The sequence below is a fragment of the Streptomyces bluensis genome (assembly GCF_014650715.1).
Classification (GTDB): domain Bacteria; phylum Actinomycetota; class Actinomycetes; order Streptomycetales; family Streptomycetaceae; genus Streptomyces; species Streptomyces bluensis.
In genome coordinates, this window is the sequence record NZ_BMVM01000001.1 from 1,058,394 (window position 1) to 1,081,187 (window position 22,794).

Annotated in this window: 23 protein-coding genes; 13 read left to right on the forward strand and 10 right to left on the reverse strand. The window is 71.4% G+C overall.

Features of this window, described 5'->3' with window-relative positions; translation table 11 throughout:
• Positions 1-3 precede the first annotated feature (3 nt).
• Positions 4-1,749: a dihydroxyacetone kinase family protein gene (locus IE262_RS04870; protein WP_189871454.1), complete on the reverse strand. Its 1,746-nt coding sequence runs from the start codon at positions 1,747-1,749 to the stop codon at positions 4-6.
• Positions 1,746-3,113 carry an MFS transporter gene (locus tag IE262_RS04875; RefSeq protein ID WP_134031466.1) on the reverse strand — a complete coding sequence of 456 codons (1,368 nt, stop codon included), beginning with the start codon at positions 3,111-3,113 and terminating at the stop codon, positions 1,746-1,748. The genes IE262_RS04870 and IE262_RS04875 overlap by 4 nt, the downstream gene beginning before the upstream one ends.
• Before the next feature lie 236 nt (positions 3,114-3,349).
• Between IE262_RS04875 and IE262_RS04880 the strand changes: the two genes are divergently transcribed.
• The 3 genes from IE262_RS04880 to IE262_RS04890 all read left to right on the forward strand — a co-directional run bounded on the left by IE262_RS04880 (position 3,350) and on the right by IE262_RS04890 (position 6,632).
• Positions 3,350-4,117, forward strand: coding sequence for a FadR/GntR family transcriptional regulator (locus IE262_RS04880; RefSeq protein WP_134031468.1), 768 nt, complete (start codon positions 3,350-3,352; stop codon positions 4,115-4,117).
• A gap of 73 nt (positions 4,118-4,190) precedes the next feature.
• Positions 4,191-5,198 (forward strand): DUF8017 domain-containing protein, encoded by a 1,008-nt coding sequence (locus tag IE262_RS04885; RefSeq protein WP_189871456.1) that lies wholly within the window; start codon positions 4,191-4,193, stop codon positions 5,196-5,198.
• A 108-nt stretch (positions 5,199-5,306) separates the two neighbouring features.
• On the forward strand, positions 5,307-6,632 hold the full coding sequence (locus IE262_RS04890; RefSeq protein ID WP_189871458.1) for an MFS transporter: 1,326 nt from the start codon (positions 5,307-5,309) through the stop codon (positions 6,630-6,632).
• Here IE262_RS04890 and IE262_RS04895 read toward each other — a convergent pair.
• Together IE262_RS04895 and tuf are read right to left on the reverse strand one after the other, a co-directional pair.
• The gene (locus IE262_RS04895; protein ID WP_189871459.1) at positions 6,594-7,439 is read right to left on the reverse strand and encodes a spermidine synthase; all 846 of its coding nucleotides are present in this window, start codon (positions 7,437-7,439) and stop codon (positions 6,594-6,596) included. The genes IE262_RS04890 and IE262_RS04895 overlap by 39 nt on opposite strands.
• 139 nt (positions 7,440-7,578) lie before the next feature.
• Positions 7,579-8,760, reverse strand: a complete 1,182-nt coding sequence (tuf, locus tag IE262_RS04900; protein WP_189871462.1) for an elongation factor Tu — start codon at positions 8,758-8,760, stop codon at positions 7,579-7,581.
• A gap of 755 nt (positions 8,761-9,515) precedes the next feature.
• Here tuf and IE262_RS04905 point away from each other — a divergent pair.
• Entirely contained in the window at positions 9,516-10,298 is a 783-nt protein-coding gene (locus IE262_RS04905; protein ID WP_134031483.1) for a TVP38/TMEM64 family protein, read from the forward strand.
• Between the two features lie 174 nt (positions 10,299-10,472).
• On the opposite strand, the gene IE262_RS04910 is transcribed toward IE262_RS04905, so the two are convergent.
• The 3 genes from IE262_RS04910 to IE262_RS04920 are packed head-to-tail and all read right to left on the reverse strand — an operon-like array spanning position 10,473 to position 13,454.
• Entirely contained in the window at positions 10,473-11,183 is a 711-nt protein-coding gene (locus IE262_RS04910; protein ID WP_134031689.1) for a cupin domain-containing protein, read from the reverse strand.
• Between the two features lie 40 nt (positions 11,184-11,223).
• Positions 11,224-12,198, reverse strand: a complete 975-nt coding sequence (locus IE262_RS04915) for a DUF6807 domain-containing protein (protein ID WP_189871464.1) — start codon at positions 12,196-12,198, stop codon at positions 11,224-11,226.
• A complete protein-coding gene (locus tag IE262_RS04920; RefSeq protein WP_134031489.1) occupies positions 12,195-13,454 on the reverse strand; it encodes a Gfo/Idh/MocA family protein in 1,260 nt (419 codons plus the stop codon). Before IE262_RS04920 ends, IE262_RS04915 begins: the two co-directional genes overlap by 4 nt.
• 370 nt (positions 13,455-13,824) lie before the next feature.
• Here IE262_RS04920 and IE262_RS04925 point away from each other — a divergent pair, with 370 nt between their 5' ends.
• The 4 genes from IE262_RS04925 (at position 13,825) to IE262_RS04940 (ending at position 16,046) form a co-directional block, all read left to right on the forward strand.
• Complete coding sequence (locus IE262_RS04925) at positions 13,825-14,700, forward strand: undecaprenyl-diphosphate phosphatase (protein ID WP_134031493.1); 876 nt, start codon at positions 13,825-13,827, stop codon at positions 14,698-14,700.
• 323 nt (positions 14,701-15,023) lie between these two features.
• Positions 15,024-15,179: a hypothetical protein gene (locus IE262_RS04930; RefSeq protein ID WP_189871465.1), complete on the forward strand. Its 156-nt coding sequence runs from the start codon at positions 15,024-15,026 to the stop codon at positions 15,177-15,179.
• 68 nt (positions 15,180-15,247) lie between these two features.
• On the forward strand, positions 15,248-15,427 hold the full coding sequence (locus IE262_RS04935) for a hypothetical protein (RefSeq protein ID WP_131564309.1): 180 nt from the start codon (positions 15,248-15,250) through the stop codon (positions 15,425-15,427).
• Positions 15,428-15,437: 10 nt separating this feature from the next.
• Positions 15,438-16,046 (forward strand): chloramphenicol phosphotransferase CPT family protein, encoded by a 609-nt coding sequence (locus IE262_RS04940; protein ID WP_189871467.1) that lies wholly within the window; start codon positions 15,438-15,440, stop codon positions 16,044-16,046.
• Positions 16,047-16,143: 97 nt separating this feature from the next.
• Here IE262_RS04940 and IE262_RS04945 read toward each other — a convergent pair whose 3' ends face one another.
• Positions 16,144-16,329 (reverse strand): hypothetical protein, encoded by a 186-nt coding sequence (locus tag IE262_RS04945; protein ID WP_134031502.1) that lies wholly within the window; start codon positions 16,327-16,329, stop codon positions 16,144-16,146.
• A 231-nt stretch (positions 16,330-16,560) separates the two neighbouring features.
• On the opposite strand from IE262_RS04945, the gene IE262_RS04950 reads away from it, so the two are divergent.
• Positions 16,561-17,040: a nuclear transport factor 2 family protein gene (locus IE262_RS04950; protein ID WP_189871469.1), complete on the forward strand. Its 480-nt coding sequence runs from the start codon at positions 16,561-16,563 to the stop codon at positions 17,038-17,040.
• Between the two features lie 178 nt (positions 17,041-17,218).
• Positions 17,219-18,796: an apolipoprotein N-acyltransferase gene (gene lnt, locus IE262_RS04955; protein ID WP_189871471.1), complete on the forward strand. Its 1,578-nt coding sequence runs from the start codon at positions 17,219-17,221 to the stop codon at positions 18,794-18,796.
• Here the strand turns inward: lnt and IE262_RS04960 are convergent.
• Positions 18,720-19,625: a Gfo/Idh/MocA family protein gene (locus tag IE262_RS04960; RefSeq protein WP_189871472.1), complete on the reverse strand. Its 906-nt coding sequence runs from the start codon at positions 19,623-19,625 to the stop codon at positions 18,720-18,722. The genes lnt and IE262_RS04960 overlap by 77 nt on opposite strands.
• Before the next feature lie 35 nt (positions 19,626-19,660).
• Positions 19,661-20,878, reverse strand: coding sequence for an FAD-dependent monooxygenase (locus IE262_RS04965; protein WP_189871474.1), 1,218 nt, complete (start codon positions 20,876-20,878; stop codon positions 19,661-19,663).
• A gap of 153 nt (positions 20,879-21,031) precedes the next feature.
• On the opposite strand from IE262_RS04965, the gene IE262_RS04970 reads away from it, so the two are divergent.
• The 3 genes from IE262_RS04970 (at position 21,032) to IE262_RS04980 (ending at position 22,789) form a co-directional block, all read left to right on the forward strand.
• Positions 21,032-21,631: a TetR/AcrR family transcriptional regulator gene (locus IE262_RS04970; protein WP_189871476.1), complete on the forward strand. Its 600-nt coding sequence runs from the start codon at positions 21,032-21,034 to the stop codon at positions 21,629-21,631.
• Positions 21,632-21,738: 107 nt separating this feature from the next.
• Positions 21,739-22,251: a DinB family protein gene (locus tag IE262_RS04975; protein WP_189871478.1), complete on the forward strand. Its 513-nt coding sequence runs from the start codon at positions 21,739-21,741 to the stop codon at positions 22,249-22,251.
• Between the two features lie 73 nt (positions 22,252-22,324).
• Positions 22,325-22,789, forward strand: coding sequence for a hypothetical protein (locus IE262_RS04980; RefSeq protein ID WP_134031523.1), 465 nt, complete (start codon positions 22,325-22,327; stop codon positions 22,787-22,789).
• Positions 22,790-22,794 lie beyond the last annotated feature (5 nt).

Genomic DNA, 22,794 nt, shown 5'->3' on the forward strand with positions numbered 1-22,794 from the left:
TCCTCAGTGGTGGTCGAGCAGGACGCCGTGGACGGCGCGGGCGATGAGGGCGAGCGAGTGGGCTCCCGCGTCGGGGGTGCCGAGGGACTTCTCGGCGTGCGGGCGGGCCCGGCCCCTGCGGGGCAGGAGGCCGGCGGTGGCGGCCGCCGCGGTCTCGGCGGCGGTGGCGGCGCGGTCCCAGGCCGCGGTCAGCGGGGATCCGGTGGCCGTGGCGGCGGTGAGGGTGTCGGCGAAGGGGACGAGGACGTCCACCATCGTCTTGTCGCCGACCTCGGCGCCGCCGAGGCGGCGCACGCCGGCGGAGGCCTGCGCCACGCCGTCGGCGACGCGGGGGGCGGTGGGGGCGTCCTGGTCGCCGAGGGCGGTGCCGAGGGCGCGCAGGATGGTGCCCCACAGGGCGCCGGAGGTGCCGCCCGCCTCGTCGGCCCAGGCGTCGGCGGCCCGGGCGAGGACGGTGCCGGCTCCCGCTCCCTGTGCGTGGGCGTCGACGGCGGCCCGCCGGGCGGCGGTGGAGCCGCGTTGCATGCCGATGCCGTGGTCCCCGTCGCCGGCGACGGCGTCGATGCGGCCCAGTTCCTCGGCATGGGTGTCGATGGTGTCGGCCACCGTGTGCAGCACGGTGAGGACGGTGGCTGCGGCCCGGCGGGAGTCTTCGGACGCCTCCGGCAGGACGATGCCTTCGGTGTGCTCGGTGTACTCGGCCGCGGGGACGTTGCCCACGCCCGGCGCCCCGGGAGCGGCGAAGGAGCCCTTGCGGTACGCGGGGGTGTCGGCCGGAGCGCGCCACAGCCGCTCCAGGTCGTCGTCCAGCCAGGTCAGGGTGAGGGAGACGCCGGCCATGTCGAAGCTGGTGACGAGTTCGCCGACCTCCGGTTCGACGATGTCGACGCCGGCCTCGCCGAGGAGTTCGGCGACCTTGCGGTAGACGACGAAGAGTTCCTCGTACTTGACCGAGCCGAGCCCGTTGAGGATGACCGCGGCGCGCTGTCCCTCCGGGCGTCCGATGCCCTCGGGGAGTTCGCCGAGCAGGGTGGTGACCAGGAGGCGGGCGGCCTCGTCGGCGGTGGGCAGGGCGTCCTCGCCGATGCCGGGCTCCCCGTGGATGCCGAGGCCGACGGCCATCCGGGCCTCGGGGACGGTGAACAGGGGGTGGTCGGCGCCGGGAAGGGTGCAGCCGGAGAAGGCGATGCCGAAGGAACGGGTGCGGGCATTGGCGCGCTCGGCGACGGCCAGCACCTCGTCCAGCGGCAGCCCCTGCTCGGCCGCGGCGGCGGCCGCCTTGAAGACGGGAAGGTCACCGGCGATGCCGCGCCGCTTGGCGGACTCCCCCGGAGCGGCGCTGGAGATGTCGTCGGTGACGGCGAACGTGCGGGACTCGATGCCGTCGGCGGCCAGGCGCTCGGCGGCCTGGCCGAAGTGGAGGACGTCACCGGCGTAGTTGCCGTACATCAGCAGGACGCCGGCTCCGCCGTGGGCGGCGCGGGCCACGGAGCGGATCCGCCCGGCGGAGGGCGAGGCGAAGACGTTGCCGACGGCGGCTCCGTGGGCCAGGCCGCGGCCGACCAGACCGGAGAAGGCCGGGTAGTGGCCCGAGCCGCCGCCGATGACCACGGCGACCTGCCCGGCCGGGGTCGTCCCGGCCCGCACGACCCCGCCGGTGACCGGGCGGACCCGGTCGCGGTGGGCGGCGGCGAAACCTTCGAGGGCCTCGTCGGCGAAGACGGCGGGGTCGTTGAACAGGCGGGTCATCGAACGGTCTCCATCTGCTGCTGCTCGGTTCCGGCAGCCGGTTCGGCGGTGTGGCCGCGGGCGGAGAGCCAGATCATCAGGACGGCCGACAGGAGCATGAAGAAACCGACCAGGTAGAGCGGTGCGTAGTAGGTGCCGGTCCAGTCCTTGAGCCAGCCCGTGACATAGCTCGATGCGAATCCGGCGACGTTGCCCATGGTGTTGATGAGGGCGATGCCGGCCGCCGCGGCGGCTCCGGTCAGGAAACGGGAGGGCACCGACCAGAAGACGGGCAGGGCGGCGAAGATGGAGCAGGCGGTCACGGTGATGACGGCGACCGTGGCGGCCGGGGAGCCCATGGAGAGGGCGAGCGGGATGCTCAGGCCACCGACGACGGCCGGGCCGGCGACGTGCCAGGTGCGGGTGCCATGGCGGGTGGCGTGCCGGGTCCAGAAGAACAGGACGATGGCGGCGGGCAGGTAGGGGATGGCGGTGATCCAGGCCTTGTCCATCACGCTGAACGTGGTGTCGTACTGCTCCTGGAAGCCGTCGATGATCGTCGGCAGGAAGAAGGCGAGCGCGTACAGGCCGTAGACGAAGCCGAAGTACACCAGGGCGAGGACCCAGACGCGGCCGCTGCTCAGGGCGGCCCTGAGGTCGCCCTTGGCGTGCTTGCCCTCGTGGCCGGTCTTCTGCGCGTTCTCCGCGGCCAGCTCGTTCGTCAGCCAGTCCCGCTCGGCCGGGGTGAGCCACTTGGCGTCGGCGGGCTTGTCGATCAGGTAGAACCAGGCGACGACGCCCAGGAGGATCGCGGGCAGCGAGACGAACAGGAACATCACGCGCCAGCCTTCGAGGCCGAACAGTCCGTGGTGCCCGATGAGCCAGCCGGCCAGCGGGGCTCCGAGCACGGTGGTGAGGGGCTGGGCCAGGTAGAACAGGCCGAGGATCTTGGTGCGGTGGCGGGCGGGCACCCACTGACTGAGGAACAGGATGGCGCCGGGGAAGAACCCGGCCTCGGCCACGCCCAGCAGGAAGCGCAGGGTGTAGAGCTGTTCGCTGTTGCTCACCCAGGTGAAGAGCAGGGAGACGATCCCCCAGGTCACCATGATCCGGGCCAGCCAGCGACGGGCTCCGTAGCGGTGCAGGGCCATGTTGCTGGGGACCTCAAGCACGATGTAGCCGAGGAAGAAGATCCCGGACGCGAAACCGAACTGCGCGGCCGTCAGGGCGAGGTCCTCCCCCATCCCGTTCGGTTCGGCGAACGAGACGGCCGTGCGGTCCAGGTAGTTCACGAAGAACATGAGTGCCACGAACGGCACGAGGCGGACTGAGACCTTCTTGATGGCAGTTCTCTCGACTGCCGTGGATGGCGCGTCGGCGACCATGGCGACTCCTCGGCTCGCCCGGACAACTCCGTCCGGGGTGGGTGCTCCGGCAGCTCTGCGTCAGGGCACGGCCGACCGGTTCGATGTCACGCTAGGCGCCAGAACCCAAATTGGTCACCAATTTACCGGTGTGGCGACGATCATAGACGCGACACCGTTCCAACTCTTGACAAACCTGACCCATAGGACTGATGAACTGGCTGGTCAGAATCGTGCGAACCCCATCTGGTTGACTGGTGACCGTGACCAGTCAGCCTGATCAGCAGCCTTCCGGTGCCACCTCCGACCTCGCGCGGCTCCTGCGTCCCGTCGTCCGCGAGTCCTCGGTCAGCGAGGTCGCCAAGCGCCTGCTCGACCATCTGTCGGCCGGCGACATCAGCCCCGGCACCCGGCTGCCCGCCGAGCGCCAGCTCGCCGAGGCGCTCGGTGTGGCGCGCTCCAGCGTGCGCGGCGCCCTGTCCGCCCTGGACGTGCTCGGCATCATCGAGATCCGCCCCGGCTCCGGCTCGTACGTACGCGAGGGCACCTCGGAGTTCCTGCCCCGCGCGATCAACTGGGGCCTGATGCTGGGCCAGCGCCGGACCCAGGACCTGGTCGAGGTGCGCACCTACATGGAGGCGGTCTCGGCCCGGCTGGCCGCCGAGCGTGCGACGGACGAGGATCTGGCACTGCTGGAAACGCACCTTCAGCACATGCACGCGGCCGCCGACGACGCGAAAGCCTTCATCGACGCGGACATCGACTTCCATCTGGAAACGGCCCGCATCGCGCGTAACAGCGTACTCAGCGACATCCTGCACAGCATTCGCGCGTTGCTGCAGGTGTGGATGGAGCGCGTCAGCGACATCGAGGGGACCGTCAGCGGCACCCTGTGCGAGCACGAGGCGGTGCTGCGCGCCATCCGCGCCCGCGACCCCGAGGCGGCGGACCGGGCCATGGCCGAGCACATGCGCATGGCGAGTGCCCGGCTCCGCGCCTCCATGACCGACGAAGCGCCGGCCTGACGCACGCCCCCGGACGCGGACGTCCCGCCCGGGGCAGGCGGGAGTCCGGCGACAGGGCCTAAGGTTGGCGCCCATGTGGCCAGGACAGCAGCAGCCGCCCGGGGGCGAGCACCCACCGCGGGACCAGAACCCGTACCAGCAGCCGGGTTACCAGCAGCCCAACCCGTACCAGCAGCCCGGGTACCAGCAGCCCAGCCCTTACGGGCAACAGCAGTGGGGCGCGCAGACGCCGGCCGGCACCCCGCAGCCGCCGAGCGGTGCCCCCAGCGGTGACGGGAACAAGACGAAGATCACCGCCATCGTGGCGGCCACGGCGGTCGTGATCGTGGCCGGGGTGACCGGTGTCCTCGTCCTCGGCGGCGACAAGGACGAGGAAGCCAAGGGCGACAACGGCAAGGAGACGGCACCGGCGAGCGCTCCGGCCGACCCGCGCGCCTCGGCGTCCGACGACAGTACGGACGACTCGCGCAGTTCCGAGGGGGAGAAGCCGACCGTCCCCGGCTGGAAGGTCGTCATCAACCCGAAGTACGGCACGGCGTTCGACGTCCCCGCCGGCTGGGAAGTCGGCACCCCGGGCAGGATCACCGGCTTCGAGTGGACGGAGAACGGCGAGAGGGGCCAGATCAGCGTCAGTTCCCCCGCCTACCTCAAGCCCACCTGGTGCACGAGCGAGGAGAAGGACGGCGCCAAGAACGAGACCGCGCTGGCCATCACCGGGACGAGCGGCGACAACGGCGCCAGTTCCACGGACGAGGCGGCCGAGAACCGGGTGCCGCTGTATGTGTACGGCGGCTACACGCAGCCGGACACGAAGAGCATCACGTACACCAGGGCGAAGCCGTACACCACGAAGTCCGGCCTCACCGGCAGCCTCGCCACGGCCTACTCGGTCAACACACCGAACAAGGGCAAGTGCGACAGCGACGGCAAGGCCATCACCTTCGCGTTCAAGAACGGCTCGGGTGATTTCGTGGCCTGGAGCCTGTTCGGCGCCAAGGGCGTCGACGGGGAGATCCCGGAGGCCACGGTCCAGAAGATCCTGAGCACAGTGCGCCTCGCCGAGAGCGACCCCGCTCGGTGAGCGCTCCGCGCTCGCGCCGGCCTCGGTCGGCCGGGAGCTGGACGTCCCCGCCGGCCGGGGCCGAAAACGTGTTTGGCAAGCGGGCCCCACGGCGGCGATAGTCGCTCGGTGACCTCACCCGCCGCCTCCCGCCTCCGCCCCGCCTGGGCGGGCCGCAACTACACCCTGCTGACCGCCGCCGCGGTCGTCACCAACCTGGGCAGCCACGGCGCCCTGATCGCCGCGGCGTTCGCGGTCCTGGAGACGGGCGGCGACGGTGGTGACGTCGGCCTGGTCGCGGCGGCCCGGACCTTGCCGCTGGTGCTGTTCCTGCTGATCGGCGGCGCGGTCGCGGACCGGATCCCCCGGCACCACGTGATGGTCGCGGCGAACGCCCTCAACTGCCTCTCGCAGGGCGCCTTCGCGGTACTCGTGCTGACCGGCGAGCCGCGGTTGTGGCAGATGATGCTGCTGTCGGCCCTCGGCGGCACCGGACAGGCGTTCTTCAACCCGGCGGCCGAGGGCATGCTGCTGGCCTCGGTCACAGGTGAGCAGGCGGGCCGCGCCTTCGCCCTGTTCCGGTTCGCGTCGCAGGGCGCGACGCTGAGCGGCGCGGCCCTCGGCGGCGTGATGGTGGCCGTGGTCGGGCCCGGCTGGGTGCTGGCGCTGGACGCGGCGGCCTTCGCGGTCGCCGCGGCGATGCGCTCCTTCCTCGATGTGAGCCACATCCCGCCGCGCGAACCGGGAGGGGGCCTGCTCGCCGATCTCCGGGACGGCTGGCGGGAGTTCACCGGCCGCACCTGGCTGTGGGCGATCGTCGTCCAGTTCTCCCTGGTGAACGCGGTCGTCGCCGCGGCCGACGCGGTCTACGGGCCCCAGGTCGCCCGGGACAGTCTGGGCGGGGCGGGACCGTGGGGCGTGGCACTGGCCCTGTTCGGGGCGGGCATGGCGGCCGGTGCGCTGCTGATGACCCGCTGGAAACCGCGCCGGCTGCTCCTCGTGGGCATCCTGTGCGTCTTCCCCTTCGCCCTGCCGTCCGCCGCGCTCGCCGTACCCGTGCCCGTCGCCCTGCTGTGCGTGGCGATGTTCGTGAGCGGTCTGTCGATCGAGGTGTTCGGCGTCTCCTGGATGACCGCCCTGCACCAGGAGATCCCGGAGGAGAAACTGTCCCGCGTCTCCGCGTACGACTGGTTCGGTTCCGTGTCGGTCGTGCCCCTCGCCACGGCACTCGCGGGCCCGGCGGAGGGCGCCTTCGGCCGGTCGGCCGCCCTGTGGGGCTGTGCGGCACTGGTCGTGGTGGCGACGGCGGCGGTGCTGTGCGTGCGGGACGTACGGACTCTGACCCGGCGCAGCAAGCCGGTGGCCCAGGGAGCGCCGGGCGGTGGGGCCGCGCCGGAGTCCGCCTCGGCCGGCGGCTCAGCCGATGCTGAAGGCCCCGTCGGGCGGCTCGGGTGACGGTACGGCGTCCTCCTCGCCCACGGGCGTGGCGGCGCCGATGAGGTCGCGCAGGGCCCTGCCGTGCTCCACCCGCGCCGGGAAGGCGTCGGCGGCGGTGCGGCGGATGAGCGCAGCGGTGTCGAGCGGGTGGTGGGCGGCGAGGAGCACGGCGTTGCCGAAGCGACGGCCGCGCAGCACGGCGGGCTCGGCGATCAGCACCATTTCCTCGAACACCGCCGCGAACGTGGCGAGTTGGGATCTGAGGAAGGCGAACGGCGCCGCGTCGGCCAGGTTGGCCAGGTAGACACCGTCGGTGCGCAGCACCCGCTCGGCGGCACGCGCGTACGCCACGGTCGTCAGGTGCGCCGGGATACGAGAGCCACCGAAGACGTCCGCGACCAGGACGTCCACGGAGCCGGCCGGGGCGCTTTCGAGCCATTCCCGGGCGTCCGCGCCGTGCGGCGTGATCCCGTGTCCGTCGGGCAGGGGCAGGTGCTCGACGACCAGGTCCAGCAGCCCGCGGTCAACCTCCACCACGTGCTGGCGCGAGCCCGGCCGGGTCGCCTCGACGTACCTCGGCAGGGTGAGCGCTCCCCCGCCGAGGTGCAGCACGTCGAGCGCCCGCCCCGGCTCGGCGACCGTGTCCAGCACGTGCCCGAGCCGCCGCACGTACTCGAACTCCAGATGTGTGGGCGCGTCCAGGTCGACGTACGACTGCGGCGCCCCGTCCACCGTCAGCAGCCAGGCCCGCTCCCGGTCGACGTCCGGCATGAGCTTGGCGGTCCCCAGGTCGGTGACGCGGGTGACGGGTATGGGTTCGGTCACGGGGTCCATTGTGCCGGTGGGAGCGCCCGCAAGGGGCGCGGGGCCGCGTCGATATGCGGCTGGCGCCGCGTGGGCGCGACCAGCCACGACGGACCCGCAGTCCCCCACACACGACAACAGCACACGACAACAGCCCCCTTCAGTGGACCGAAGTCACCGTCCCCGCACCGACGGTCCGCCCGCCCTCACGGATGGCGAACCCGAGCCCGGCCTCCAGAGGCACGTCACGCCCCAGTTCCACCGTCATCGTGACGGTGTCCCCCGGCCGGGCAACCGCCACCTCACCGAGGTCGACGTCACCCACCACATCCGCGGTACGGATGTAGAACTGCGGCCGGTAGCCGCTCGACACCGCGGTCGTCCGACCGCCCTCCCGCGCCGACAGCACATACACCCTCGCCGTGAAACGCCGACGCGGTACGACACTGCCGGGCGCCGCCACGACATGCCCGCGCCGGACGGAACCCCTCGCCACCCCGCGGAGCAGCAGCGCCACATTGTCCCCGGCCTGGGCCTCCTCCATGGGCTTGCCGAAGGTCTCCAGCCCGGTGACCACGGTCTCCAGACCGGCGCCGAGCACGTCGACCCGGTCGCCGACGCGGATCGTGCCCCGCTCGACGGCGCCGGTGACGACCGTGCCGCGACCGGTGATCGTGAGCACGTTCTCGACCGGCAACAGGAACGGCGCGTCAAGATACCGCTCGGGAACGGGTACGTACGTGTCCACGGCGTCGAGCAGCGCCTCGATGGACGCCGTCCAACGCGGGTCGCCCTCAAGGGCCTTGAGGCCGGAGACCCGTACGACGGGCACGGAGTCGCCCCCGTACCCGTGTGCGGTGAGCAGCTCGCGGACCTCCAGCTCCACAAGGTCGGTGAGCTCCTCGTCGCCCGCGTCGGCCTTGTTGAGCGCCACCACGATGTGGTTCACGCCCACCTGCCGGGCGAGCAGCACGTGTTCGGCGGTCTGCGGCATGATCCCGTCGAGCGCGGAGACGACGAGGATCGCCCCGTCGAGTTGCGCGGCGCCGGTGACCATGTTCTTGACGTAGTCGGCGTGGCCGGGCATGTCGACGTGCGCGTAGTGCCGGGTGTCGGTCTCGTACTCGACGTGCGCGATGTTGATGGTGATCCCGCGCGCGGCCTCCTCCGGGGCGCGGTCGATACGGTCGAACGGCACGAACCGGGTACCGCCGCCGGCGCCCCCGCGCTCGGCGAGGACCTTGGTGATGGCGGCGGTCAGAGTGGTCTTGCCGTGGTCGACGTGACCCATGGTGCCGATGTTCAGGTGCGGTTTCGTGCGGACGTAAGCCGTCTTGGGCATGACGGTACCTCGAAGCCTCTCAGTGATGCTGAGTGATGGCCCCGGCGCGGGAACGCGGCCGGAACGGGGACCCCGAGTACTTGCCGACCCTCCCCCTGCGGGGTCCGCCGGACGATCCGGGAAGGGTCAGCTTCGGGCGCCGTCCGGGGCGGCCGCGACGATCAGAAGGGCAGCCTTCGGGGCATCCGCGACTGCCGCGGATGCTGCGAGGAGGAAGGCGTGCCCGAACATGCCGTCGATCATCGCCGACTCGGCTGTCCACGTCGAATGGTTTTCGGGTGCGGCCGGCGCCTGTCGGGGTGGCCCGTGGTGGGCGTGGTTCTTGGTGGAGGCGGTGCCGGGTGAAGGGGAGTTGGGACGAGAGATGCTTCACATGAACGCTCGGTCGTGTCGTCCGTGGCGTTCTCCACAGCGGGGGTGCCCGTGCTTCGGGAGGTGCGGCGGCGGGCGCCACGCGCCGCGGTGGCCTCTCGTCGGGGTACGCGGGGGTTTCCGAGCACTATCCGCGGCAGGGCGGGATCAACGGACCTGGTCAGGCCCCGTGATGCCGCGACGTCCCGCAGACCCGCGCCCCTGACGCGCGCCCTTCAAGCCGGTGTCCGCGGGGCTGTACGCGCTGGTGATTCGTGTCAGCACGACGCCCGCGGGGCGCGCGTACGGCACCCGGACGGAGGTATCCGGCTGTTCCTCTTCCTGTGACGCCGATGAGACGAACCGTACGGCGATCACTCACATTGGTCGGTTAGTGTCGCCGAATGCTCGATGCCACCACCCGCTCGGGAGGCACCGCCACGGCCGTTCCCCAGGCCACCTCAGCGGAACTCGCCGTCGTCCCGGCTACCGTCACCCCTGTGACCCCGACCGGTATCGCCGCCCGCTGCACCAGAGTGCTGCTCTCGCCGTGGTCGCGGTTCGCGCTGCTCGTCGCGCTGCTGGCGGGGGCCGCGTCGAGCGTGCTGCTGTTCGAGCCGCAGCGGCTGCTGGCCGAAGGCTGGCCACCACAGCTCGGCGGTGCCGCGGCGGCTGCGGTGTTCGCTGTGGCATACGGGCTGTGCACGGCCGCGTTCGTGCCCCGGCCGCTGCTCAACCTGGCGGCGGGCGCCGTGTTCGGCTCGGAGCTCGGACTGGGAGCCGCGCTTGCGGGCACGGTCCTCGGGGCGGGGATCGCGTTCGGCCTCGGCCGGGTCCTCGGGCAGGACGCGTTGCGCCCGCTGCTGCGCGCCCGCTTCCTGAAGGTGGTCGACGGGCAGCTCAGCCGGCACGGTTTCCGCTCGATGATGGCGTGCCGGTTGTTCCCCGGGGTGCCGTTCTGGGCGGCGAACTACTGCGCGGCCGTCTCCCGCATGGGCTGGCTGCCGTTTCTGCTCGCGACGGCGCTCGGTTCGATCCCGAACACCGCCGCGTACGTCGTCGCCGGCGCGCGTGCCTCGACGCCGACCTCGCCCGTCTTCCTGGTCGCCATCGGGGTCATCGCGGTGCCGGCCCTGATCGGTGCGGTCGTCGCCTGGCGCAAGCGGCACCACCTGGGCGGAAGCTGAGACCGGCGCCGATCCCGCTCTCCAGCGTCGCCCTTGCCTGGCGGCAGGAGACGGGCGCCGTCCCTAGGCTGCGGCGGCCAGACCCCGGGCTGGACGGTGGCGGGCCCGGCGGTGACGTAACAGGTCCCCGCGATTCTGTGGGGAGTCCCCCCGGGGGGCTCCCCACAGAATCCCTCAGGAAGTTCCCTTGTAGACGTCGAGCCGCCCGCACATCCCGAACTTGCCGTAGGCCGCGGGCTGTTCGGCCTTCACCACGGCGTCGGAGAGGTGCGAAAGGTCGCCCCGGTCCAGCCGGTCGAGCTGGTCCCCCGTGGCCGCGGCAGCCGCCTGCGCACCGCGCTGCCACCGCTCCCGCCACTCGGCGAGCCGGGGCCGTACCAGCGCGGCCGCGGCACGGTGGAAGGCGGCCAGCGGCTCGGGCCCGTCCGCATCGCGCAGTGCCCGGAAGCCCCGCAGGGCGAGGTCACGCCTGGCGCGGGCGACCCGCTCCTGCTCCTCCTCGGACACGTCCGCCGGGACGGCCGTGGCGGCGGCGTACGTCTCCGGGTCGGTGAGGTACTCGGGCGGCAGGGTGAGCACGGCGTCGCCCGCCTCGGGGAGCCCGTTGTTCTGCATCAGCACCGTGATGCGCAGGGCGTCCTCGTTGACGAGCCGGTGGATGGTGCCGGGCGTGAACCAGGCGACCGTGCCGGGCACGAGGGGCGTGACCTCGTACCCGGACGTCGTCAGGGTCTGCACCGCGCCGTGTCCGCCCGTGACGACGTACGCCTCCGAACAGGTCAGATGCATATGGGGAGTGCCGCCGCACACCCCGTCCGCCGCGGGCCAGTCGTAGACGGACAGATGCGACACGGCGACGGCTCCCGGCAGTCCCGTGAACTCCATCGCGCTCACCTCCCGTATCCCTGGTACTCCTGGCGGGGGCTCACCACGGGTGCTCCTCCAGGTACTTGGCGATCTCCGCCCGTTCCCACGCCCCGTCGGCCACGACAACCCGGTAGCGGCGGGTGAGCGTGTCACCGGGAGCGAGCTCCAGCTCCTCGAAGAAGGACCAGGAGGGGGCGACGGCGGCGAAGGGCTCGTTGCGCACGAACCAGTGGGCCGGATGGGTGCCGCCGCTGCCCGCGTGGTCGTTCTCGGGTGCGTGGGCGAAGACGAGGGTGGCATGCCCGTCCGAGCCGTCGTGCTCCCCCGAGTAGGCGAGCCAGGGCGCCTGCTCGCCCATCAGCTCGGGTCCCTCGGCGTCGGGCCCGATGATCCGCCCGTCCCGGAAGGCCCGCGGCCCCCGCCAGAACAGACCCGTGTAACCGGCCATCTCGCGCCCGGCGGTGGTCGGGCTGCCGAACCGCAGCGGCTCCTCACGCCGGTTCGTGAGGGAACTCGTCCAGGTCAGCGCCCAGGATCCCGTCGCCGTATCGACGTCGTGCACCTCGATCCGGCGCTCCTCGTCGGCCCACAGCTCCCCGGTGTACGGGTGCCACGTGAGCCGCTCGGCGATCACGGCCCGGGCGCCGTCCGAGGCGACCTCGTCGAAGCCGACGTGGGCCATCGACCCCACCCGTTCCGGCAGTCTGAGATATCCCTCTCCGTGAACGTATGTGTTGCCGCCCCACAGGTTCTGGCCGGACAGGTGCGAGGCCGTCAGCTGCAGGCCTTTGTGCCAGCGGTGGTCGTTGGGGCGGTAGTCGGTGACGACGTCGCCCGCCAGGGTCCTCACCGGGTGCAGGTACGGCTTGGGCGCCTCCCAGGCCGCCTCCGGCCGGTAGACGTAGCTGAAGAGCTCGACACCGGTGGTGGGTTCGGTGACGGTGATGCGGTCGCCGTGGGCGTGGACGATACGCAGACGCCGACCGTCGTTCTGCGCCTGCCGGGGCTGCGGAGCCTGCTGGTTCGCGCTCATGCGGGGATCTCCTCGCTCGGGGCGGTCTCCGATGCCGGTGTCACCACGGGTGCCCAGCCGGGGGCGCCCCCGTGCATGGCGGTGTAGTACGGGTCACCGGGTCCGATCTCGCCGGCCCGCACGGTCGTGTCAGTGAACGCCGACTTGTAGATCGCGGTGATCAGTTCCAGGCTGGTCCGTCCGTCGGCACCGCTGCTGCGCGGCCGCTCCCCCGCGCGCATCGCGGCGACCAGGTCCCGCAACTGCTCCAGATGCGAGCTCGGCACGTCCGCGCCGAAGTCCTTCCAGGCCGCCGCCTCGTCGTCCGGAACGCCCCGGGCGGCGGTGATGCGCCAGTTGTCGTTGCTGTGGCCGTACAGGTGGGTCAGCTCGACGGTGGCCCGCTCGCAGTCGATGCGGATGCGGCTCACCTCGTCGGGGCTCAGCACGCTGTTCACGATGGTGGCCATCGCACCGTTCTCGAAGCGGACGAGGGCGGTGGACACGTCCTCGGTCTCCACGTCGTGGACCAGGCGCCCGGCCATCGCCCGCACCTCGCTCCACGGCCCGAGCAGGTCGAGCAGGAGGTCCATCTGGTGAATGCCGTGCCCCATGGCGGGCCCGCCGCCCTCACTCTGCCAGCGGCCACGCCAGGGCACGGCGTAGTAGGCGGCGTCGCGGTACCAGGTGGTCTGGCAGTGGGCCACCAGCGGGCGGCCCATGGACTGCTCGGCGATCAGCCGCCGTACGTGCCGCGACCCCGAGCCGAAGCGGTGCTGGAAGACGATGGAGGCGTACGGTCCGCCGTCGGTGCCCTCCTCCGCCTCAACGGCGTCGAAGTCCGCGAGCGTGGGCACGGGCGGCTTCTCGCACCACACCCAGGCGCCGGCCCGCAGTGCGGCCACGGTCTGCTCGCGGTGCAGCGTCGGCGGAGTACAGACGCTGACCAGGTCGGGCCGCTGCTCCGCCAGCATCCGGTCCAGATCGGTGTACGCGTGGGGAACGCCCCCCGCTTCACAGAACGCCTTCACCGCGTCGGCGTCGATGTCGACCGCGGCGACCACCTCCGTCTCGCCCTCCGCGGCGAGCTGGACGAGCGCGGGCAGGTGGGAGCCGCGGGCGATGGCACCGGTGCCGATGATCGCGGCCCGGATGCGACGGCCGTTCAGCGGGGCCGCGGGGTGGTCCGGAGCCGAGCCCGGGGCCGGGCTCGGGTCCGGGTCCTGGCCCGGGTTCTGGGCGGGATCGGGACTGTGGGCGTTGCTGGGTGTGGGCATGGACGTGATCAGCACTCCATCGACGGGACGTCAGACGCCGGCCAACGCCTGTTGACTCCGGGCGGACCGGTGACAGCAAGCGCTTTCTCCTCCGGCTGCAACGTATGTGTCGACATAGTGACCGGTCAACACCACCGACGCCCTGACCGGACAGACCGACCAGACAGACCGACCAGACAGAGCGACCGGACAGAACGACCAGACCTCGGACCGTGCCCGTTACCCCGAAGCCCATACCGGGGGACGCCCCCGTGACAACCCTGTCACCGGAGGACGCTACGCTGCCCCTCAACACCCGTGATCAGCCCGCCCCGCGGGCACGGCGTGTCCGTCGGCCCTCCCACGAGCAGCGCTTGGACCACCTAACTCCATGTCTTGGTTTGAATCCCTCATCCTCGGACTCGTCCAGGGGCTGACGGAGTTCCTCCCCATCTCCTCAAGTGCGCACCTGCGCCTGACCGCCGCGTTCTCCGGCTGGGAGGACCCCGGTGCCGCCTTCACGGCGATCACGCAGATCGGCACGGAAGCCGCGGTGCTGATCTACTTCCGCAAGGACATCGTGAACATCATCTCGGCGTGGTCCCGCTCGCTGGTGAACAAGGAGATGCGCAGCGACCACGACGCCCAGATGGGCTGGCTGGTGATCATCGGCTCCATCCCGATCGGCCTGCTCGGGGTGACGCTCAAGGACCAGATCGAGGGTCCGTTCCGCGATCTGCGCATCACCGCCACGATGCTGATCGTCATGGGTATCGTCCTCGGCGTGGCGGACCGGCTGGCCGCCCGCGACGAGACGGCCGGAAAGCACCGGGTACCCAAGCGGCGCAAGACGCTCGACCAGCTGACCGTCCGGGACGGCCTGATCTACGGCATCTGCCAGGCCATGGCCCTCATCCCGGGCGTCTCCCGCTCCGGCGCCACGATCAGCGGCGGCCTCCTCATGGGCTACAAGCGTGAGGCCGCGGCCCGCTACTCCTTCCTCCTCGCCATCCCGGCGGTGCTCGCCTCCGGCGGCTACGAACTGAAGGACGCGATGGAGGGCGGCCACGTCGCCTGGGGCCCGACGCTCTTCGCCACCTTCATCGCGTTCGCGGTCGGCTATGCGGTGATCGCCTGGTTCATGAAGTTCATCTCCACCAAGAGCTTCATGCCGTTCGTCTGGTACCGCATCGTCCTCGGAGTCGTGATCATTGTGCTGGTGAGCGCGGGTGTACTGAGCCCTCACGCGGCCGAGTCGGCGGGCTGATCCGGGGAAGCCGGTCTCCGGCTTCATTCATCTCCCCCTCTCCCGGCCCGGGGCTCATGACAGCGGCCCCCGCAGAGCACTTCCGCTCTGCGGGGGCCGTACCTATTCGCCGCCGAGACGAGGGTTGCGGGACCACCTGAGGGGTGTTCGGGGTCCGGAAGGGCCGCCCGTCAGCCATCAGGGCGGGCTCCGCAACGACCTGGCCGGCGAGGGCGTCGCCGCTGCGGCTCAGGGAGTTCGGGCGGTGGTCTGCCTTCGGGGGTGTTCATGACACCGGCGTTGTTGATCAGAATGTCGAGGTCGCCCTGCCAGGAGGCGGTGAAGTGGCGGCCACGCTGACCGGGGCACTGGATCAGGCCGGCGCCTCCTTCGCCGACCGGCTCGCCGCGCTCGCACGTACTTACGTGTCCTTCGCGATGCGGGAGCGGCTGACGAACCCCGTGGACCGACCGGCTGACTGCCCGAACTCCGCATCGTGACCAACCACATACCACACGAGTAGCGGCGCGGTAGCGCACTGTCAGTCCTTGGCCCTACGCTGGTCGGCATGTCCCCCGATTCCATGACCCCTGGTTCCGTGCGGTCCGCTGCCGACTTAAACGAGCAGATCCGAGCACTGTGGATGCGCGCCGGCGGCTCGCTGTCGGCACAGGAGCGGGCCGAGTACGAGTTGCTGGTCGTCAAGTGGGCGGCGGCGATACGCGGAGAGATCATCGAGGCGGCATGAGGGGCACAGGGTGAGCGAGGCGTCCTGCCGGGAGTTCGACGCCGGGCATCCGGATCCCGGCGCCTCACGCGGGACCGTCATCTTCCTGAACGGCACATCGAGTTCGGGCAAGTCGAGCATCGCCACCGAGCTGCTCCGGATCCTCGACGAGCCGTACTTCCACCTACCGGTGGACGCGTTCCACGCAATGCGGACACGTCAGGAGATACCACCCGGCCAGCTCACCACCGTTCTGCACAACACCTGGCGCGGCTATCACCGGGCGGTGGCCGGAATGGCCGCCGCCGGCAACAACGTCGTCATGGACCACGTAATGAGCGAGGAGTGGCGGCTGCGGGACTGTCTCGATCTCTTTGTGCCGCAGGACGTCGTGTTCGTCGGGGTGCGCTGCCCGCGCGACGAGGTCGAGCGGCGAGAGCGCAAGCGTGGTGACCGCCCAGCCGGTCTGGCCGTACGGCAGCTGGCGCAGGTCCACGCGCACGGCGTGTACGACATTGAGTGCGACACCGGTCGCGCCGATCCCCACCAGTGCGCCCGCATCATCAAGGATTTCCTACCGCACCGGCCCATGCCCACGGCCTTCCAGCGGCTACGGGAGAAGAACTCCGACGCTTGGTAAGAGGAATCACGACGGAAGAGGAACGGGGATACACGTACACGCCGCCGCGCCCTGCACATCATTACTACGCCGAACGGCTCCGAACGGCTGCTTTCTCTTACGGAACCCTGAACTCGATCTGGGTGATGGTCGGTCCGTCCCCGGTGACCTGGCCTTCGCCGATCGCTTCACTCCAGGAGCCGTCCTGTTGGAGTTTCGCCAAAACCGCGGGGGAAAGACTGACGGTGATCTGGATGCCGCCCGCAGAAGCGGGGGCGCGGTCTATGCGGATTTCATGACTCATAGCGGCGACGTTACCCGCAACGATCGTTCCGGAAATGACGTTTGGAATTTTACCCAGGGTCGTTTAGTTATGGGACGGTCAGTCCGGTCTTGTCAGTAGAATTTCGATGCTGACGTGGCCTTTGCGCCAGGGTGGTCGGAGCACCCGCCCTCGTCACAGCACTCCGTTGCCACCGAATATCCCCCTGCAGGGCCCTTGGCGCGGCCCGCCTCCTCCCCCAACACTGAGCCGATGACGCAGCGTGTAGATCTCGCTACCGTGATGGACAGGCTCGCCGTGGACGAGCTGATCACCGAGTACGCCGTGGCTGTGGACGACGGCGACTGGGAAACGTACCGAGGGTTGTTCGGCCCGGGCGGGCGCGCGGACTACCGCTCGGCCGGAGGCATCGAAGGGGACGCGGTCGAGGTCGCCGGATGGCTCGCCCGGAGCATGGAGTCGTTCCCCATGCGGCAGCACCTGATCGTCAACCGGCGCATCCGCTTCGGCTCCCTGGAGCACGACACCGGCGACACCGCCCACGTCCAGGCGGACTACGTCAACCCGATGCGGTTCACCGGCCAGGACAGCGGATCCACGGCCCCCGATTTCGTGTGCGGCGGCCGTTACGCCTTCGCCCTGGTGCGAACGTCCGAGGGCTGGAGGCTGCGCGAGGTGGTGGTCCGGGAAAAGTGGCGCCACTCGCCCGACCGGCAGCCCACCACGCCCTGAACGACCCACCCGGCAGCCGCCCATCACGCCCTGAACGAACCCGACCCACCTTCGAGCGGCCCCTGAGCCACCCCGGAGCCACCCCGGAGTCACCTCCGACCTGGCCGGAGAGCACCTGTCGGAGATCGTCTGCCGCGCGCACACTGGAGGTACGCATCACCGGGGAGGGAGGCGCTCCATGAAGATGCCCGATCGCTGGCTCGCCTCCCCGTGGCGGCGCGGACTGCTGGCCGTGTTGTCCGGGGCCCTGCCGATGCTCGCGTTCCCGGCGCCGTCCCTGTGGTGGTTCGCGTACGTCGCCCTGGTGCCCTGGATGCTGCTGGCCCGTTCGGCGCCCACGGGCAGGCGGGCCGCGTACGACGGCTGGCTGGGCGGTGTCGGTTTCCTGGTGGCCGTGCACCACTGGCTGCTGCCGAGCCTGCACGTGTTCATCTTCGTGATAGCGGCGCTGGTGGGCGTGCTGTGGGCGCCCTGGGGCTGGCTGGTGCGCCGGTTCCTGGCCGGTGCGCCCTCGGCCGGGCGGCTGGCAGCCGCGCTGGTCGTACTGCCGTCGGGGTGGCTGATGGTGGAACTCGTGCGGTCCTGGCAGGGACTGGGCGGGCCGTGGGGGCTGCTCGGGTCCAGCCAGTGGCAGGTGGAGCCCGCGCTGCGGCTCGCCTCGGTCGGCGGGGTGTGGCTGCTCAGCTTCCTGGTGGTGGCGGTCAACGTCGCGGTCACCGTGCTCGCCGCCGTGCGACGGCCCCGTGTTCTCGCGGTCGCCGGGCTCGTCGCGACCGTCGCCGTCACCTCTGCTGCCTGGGTGTGGTCGCCACGGCCCGACGTGGTCGGGCGGGCGCGGATCGCCGTGGTGCAGCCCAGTGTCATCGCGGGTAGCGGCAGCCCGGAGAAGCGGTTCGCCCGCGAGGAGGCCCTCACTCGCGGGCTCGCCGGGCGCGACCTGGATCTGATCGTCTGGGGCGAGAGCAGCGTCGGCTACGACCTCACCCACCGCCCCGACCTCGCAGACCGCGTCGCCGCCCTGTCCCGAGAGACGGGGGCGGACATCCTCGTGAACGTCGACGCCCGCCGCGCCGGTCACCCCGGCATATACAAGAGTTCGGTCCTCGTCGGTCCGCAGGGCCTCACCGGCGAACGCTATGACAAGATGCGGCTGGTCCCCTTCGGCGAGTACATACCCTTCCGTCCGCTCCTCGGCTGGGCCACCTCGGTCGGCAAGGCGGCGGGCGAGGATCGTATGCGCGGAACCAAACAGGTCGTCATGGAGGTGGGGCACGGCGGGCTGAAGGTGGGCCCGATGGTGTGCTTCGAGTCGGCGTTCCCCGACATGAGCCGGAATCTCGCACGGGACGGCGCCGATCTGCTGGTCGCGCAGTCCTCGACCTCCACCTTCCAGCACAGCTGGGCCCCCGAGCAGCACGCGTCGCTGGCCGCGCTGCGGGCCGCCGAGACCGGCCGCCCGATGGTCCACGCGACGCTCACCGGCGTCTCCGCGGTCTACGGTCCGAGCGGCGAACGCATCGGGCCCTGGCTCGGCACGAGCGCCAGCACGGCAGCGGTGTACGAGGTGCCGCTGGCGGACGGTGTCACGCCCTACGCCCGGTTCGGCGCATGGCCGGTGCACGTGTCCGTGCTGGTGCTGATCGCGTGGGGCGCCGTCGAGGGCGGACGGGCCGTGCGGCTCAGGAGGACATCTCCTCCACCACCCGCACCACCCGCTCGCACAGTTCGTGAGTCGCCAGTGCGTCACGGGCGCTGAGCACCCTGCCCGCGCGGACGGCGTCGAGGAAGGCGAGCACGGCCTGCTCGATGCCCCGCTGCCGGGCGACCGGCACCCAGTCGCCGCGCCGCCGCACGGTCGGCTGCCCCTTGTGGTCGATGACCTCGGCGAGGTTGACGACCTGGCGTTTGGTGTCCTGCCCGGACACCTCCAGGATCTCCTCGGCCGAGCCGCTCAGCCGGTTCATCACCCCGAGCGCCGTGAAGCCGTCGCCGGACAGCTGAAGCACGACGTGGTGCAGCAGTCCCTGCTCGGCACGGGCCCGCACGGTCACGTCGTCGATGGGTCCGGGCACCAGGAAGCGCAGCGTGTCGACGACGTGGATGAAGTCGTCGAGGATCATCGTGCGCGGTGCCTCGGGCCGGCCGACGCGGTTCTTCTGCATCAGGATCAGCTCGCGCGGGTGGTCCGCGCACTGTGCGTACCCGGGTGCGTAACGCCGGTTGAAGCCCACCGCCAGCCCGATGCCGCGCTCCTCGGCGAGTCCCACCAGGCGTTCGGAATCGGCGAGATCGTACGCGAGCGGCTTGTCGACGTACGTCGGTACGCCCGCTTCCAGGAGCCGCGCGACGATCTCCGGGTGGACGTCGGTGGGCGCGTGGATGAAGGCCGCGTCGAGGCCCTGGGCGAGCAGGGCGTCGAGGTCGGTGTGCCGCTGCGCCGCGGGGAGGTGGAGGCTGTCGGCGACCCGGTGGAGTGTCGCGGGCGTCCGCGTCTGCAGGTGCAGTTCGACCCCCGGCTGGGTGCCGAGAACCGGCAGGTATGCCTTCCGCGCGATGTCGCCGAGTCCGATGCAGCCGACCTTCACAGGGATCTCCCGTCCAGTGTGTGCGGGGCGCAGGGCTACTCGTAGGGCTTCCGGGGGGTGCCGGCGCGTGCCTCGTCCGAAGCATACGGCGGCTGAGGCGGGCACCAGTCGGCGATCCCGTCGAAGCTCCGCAGGAGGAGGCCCGGCGCGGCCTTGGAGAGCGCGGCGACCATCGCGTCGCGTACGGCCGTGCCGACCCGGCCGGACATCATGGTGAGCCGGGCGGCCCCCACCGCCTTGCGGGCGATCTCCGTCGTACGGGGCAGCCGCGCGGCCGAGTACGCGGCGAGGTCGCCGCTGTGGGCGGCGAGCACGATCGCGTCCTCGACGGCCTGGTTGCCGCCCTGGCCCAGAGTCGGCGGCATGGCGTGGGCGGCGTCCCCGAGCAGCGCCACCCGGCCGCGGTGGAAGGCGGGCAGCGGCTCGGCGATGTGATGGACGTCGTGGCGCAGTACGTCCTCGGGGCGCGCGGCAGCGATGACCTGCGGGATCGGGTCGTGCCAGGTACCGAACCGGCGCACGAGTCCGGCCTGCTCGTCGTCCGGCGCGTGCCCTCCGGCGGGAGTCATGGCGGCGGCGTACGCGTACACCCTGCCGTCCTTGAGCGGATGCGTGCCCCAGATGCGGCCCCTGCCCCAGGTCTCGTGCGAGGCCACGGTGCCGGGGTGCAGCCCCGGTACGGGGATGACGACACGCCACGTGGTGAACCCGGCGTAGACGGGGCCGGGATGGCCGGGGAAGAGCACACGGCGTACGGCGGAGTGGATGCCGTCGGCCGCGACGACGAGGTCGGCCTCCAGTTCGCCGTCGGGCGTGCCGACACGGGCGGGCCGGTCCGGGCCGCCGGGGTCGGCGAGGGTCGCGGGGACGGACACCCGTACGGCGTCCTCGGGGAGCCGGGCCGCGAGCCGGTCGATGAGCGCGGAGCGATGGAGCAGGACGAGCGGTCCGCCGAAGCGTTCGGCCACGGCGGCGGCGTGGGCGCGCGACAGCCAGCGGCCGCTCGGTGTGCGCACTCCTCCATCGCCCTGCCAGGCGGCGAGGCCACGGATCTCCTCGCCGAGTCCGATGACGTCGAGGGCGCGCAGGGAGTTGGGGGCGAGGGAGATCGCGGCACCCACGGGTTCCAGCGAGCGAGCCCGCTCCAGGACGGTGACGTGCCAGCCGCTGGTGTGCAGGGCCACCGCCGCGGTGAGCCCTCCGATGCCGCCTCCGACGATCACGGCGTGGGCCCTGCCGCGCTGCTGTGCCATGGCTCCTCCTCGTGCATTCCAAACCGGCGAACGGTCACTGCAGCTGTCACTGCCATCTGTCACTACAGCTGCCACTACAGCCGTTACTACAGCTGTAGTAGCACTCCCTCTCGACCGTACTACAGGTGTAGTCCTGGAGGTAGGTTTGATCCCATGCCCGTACGCAGCCCCGGCCCCTCCCGCGCCGATCTCATCGCCGACGCCGCCCTCCTCCTGCTCGCCGAGCGCGGGATGCGCGGCCTCACCCACCGGGCCGTCGACGAGAAGGCGGGGCTCCCGCAGGGCTCGACCTCGAACCACGCGCGCACCCGTCAGGCACTGCTGGAGACCGCCGTGCGGAGACTGGCCGAGCGGGAGGCCCAGGTGCTCACACCGGACGAGATGCCGGCCGCCCAGGACGGGCGCGACGGGGTCGACGGGCTCGTGGACGGGCTCGCTCTCGCCCTGCACCGCTACCTGACCGGTCACCGTGACCTGCTGGTCGCCCGTTACGAACTCGCCCTCGAAGCCACCCGGCGGCCCGGACTGCGGGAGTTCTACGACGCGGCCGGGAAGCGGTTCCGTGATCCGCTGACCGTGCTGGTCACCGAGGCGGGTTCGCGGGACCCGGCGCGGCACGTGCTGTCGCTGGTGGCGTTCTGCGACGGGATGCTGTTCTCGTGCGTCGCGGGATCGTTCCACACGGCCGTGCCGACCCTGGACGAACTGCGGAAGGGATTCCGCGAGTTGATGAGCGGGATGCTGCGCCGCTGATCCCGGCGGGCCGACTGGCTCGCGCTGTCGCCGGCGTTCCGGCGAATATGCGGTGCTCCACGCAAATGCGTAGCGCCCCGCGAGGCCACTCCCGGAAGATGCACATCATGACGATCAAGCGCACCGACCCCGCGACCAACACGGACGAACGGTCCATGCTGGAGGGTTTCCTCGACTACCACCGACAGACGCTGGAGCTGAAGTGCGCGGGCCTGGACGACGCCCAGCTCAGGACCGCGTCGGTGCCGCCCTCCGAGCTCTCCCTGATGGGTCTGGTACGGCACATGGCGGACGTGGAGCGCAACTGGTTCCGCAGGGTGCTCGCCGACGAGGACGCGGGGCCCCTCCACTACAGCGACGAGGACCCGGACGGCGAGTTCCACCTCACCGGCACGGACACCTGGGAGGAGGCGTACGCCACCTGGCAGGCCGAGATGGCGACGGCCCGGCGCAACGCGGCACGCTTCGCCCTGGACGACGTCAGCGAGGGCAGGAGCCGGTTCACCGAGGAGCCCATCACCCTGCGGTGGATCTACCACCACATGATCGAGGAGTACGCACGGCACAACGGCCACGCGGATCTGCTCAGGGAGCGCATCGACGGCGCCACAGGGGAGTGACGCCGTCACTCATGCGGGGCATCCCGGGCCCGTCCTCGCCCCGAATCGGTTCGGACACAGCAGAGTGGCACGGGTGCATCGAACGACGACCACCGCAACGCTGCTGGTCACCGCAGCCGTCTCGGCCCTCTCCGGCTGTGTGACCATCCAGCACCCGGCCTCACCCGAAGTGACACCCGCACGAACCCGGCCCTCGGCGCCGCCCCCGGACGGCCACACCGAACCCCAGGTCGTGCAGGCCCCGGCCCAGGAGGCGCTGGAGCGCGTCGGCCCGCTGCGGACGCCCACCCCGAGCGCGTCCGCGGCGCCGAAGGCCGTCTCCACCCCGGCCGCCGCCCCCTCCGCCAGGCCCCGACGACCGCGCCCCGCCCCGCCGGCACAGCCGAAGCCCGGCGTGCCGGCCCCCCGGACCGCGATCCCCCGGGACCTGCCCGAACCGCCCAGGACCAGTGACCTGTGCGCCCTCGGCCGCAAGTACGGCGGCTGGCCGGACGGCAGCCCGCAGGCCGCCATCTGCCAGGACACCTACGGACGTTGACGACA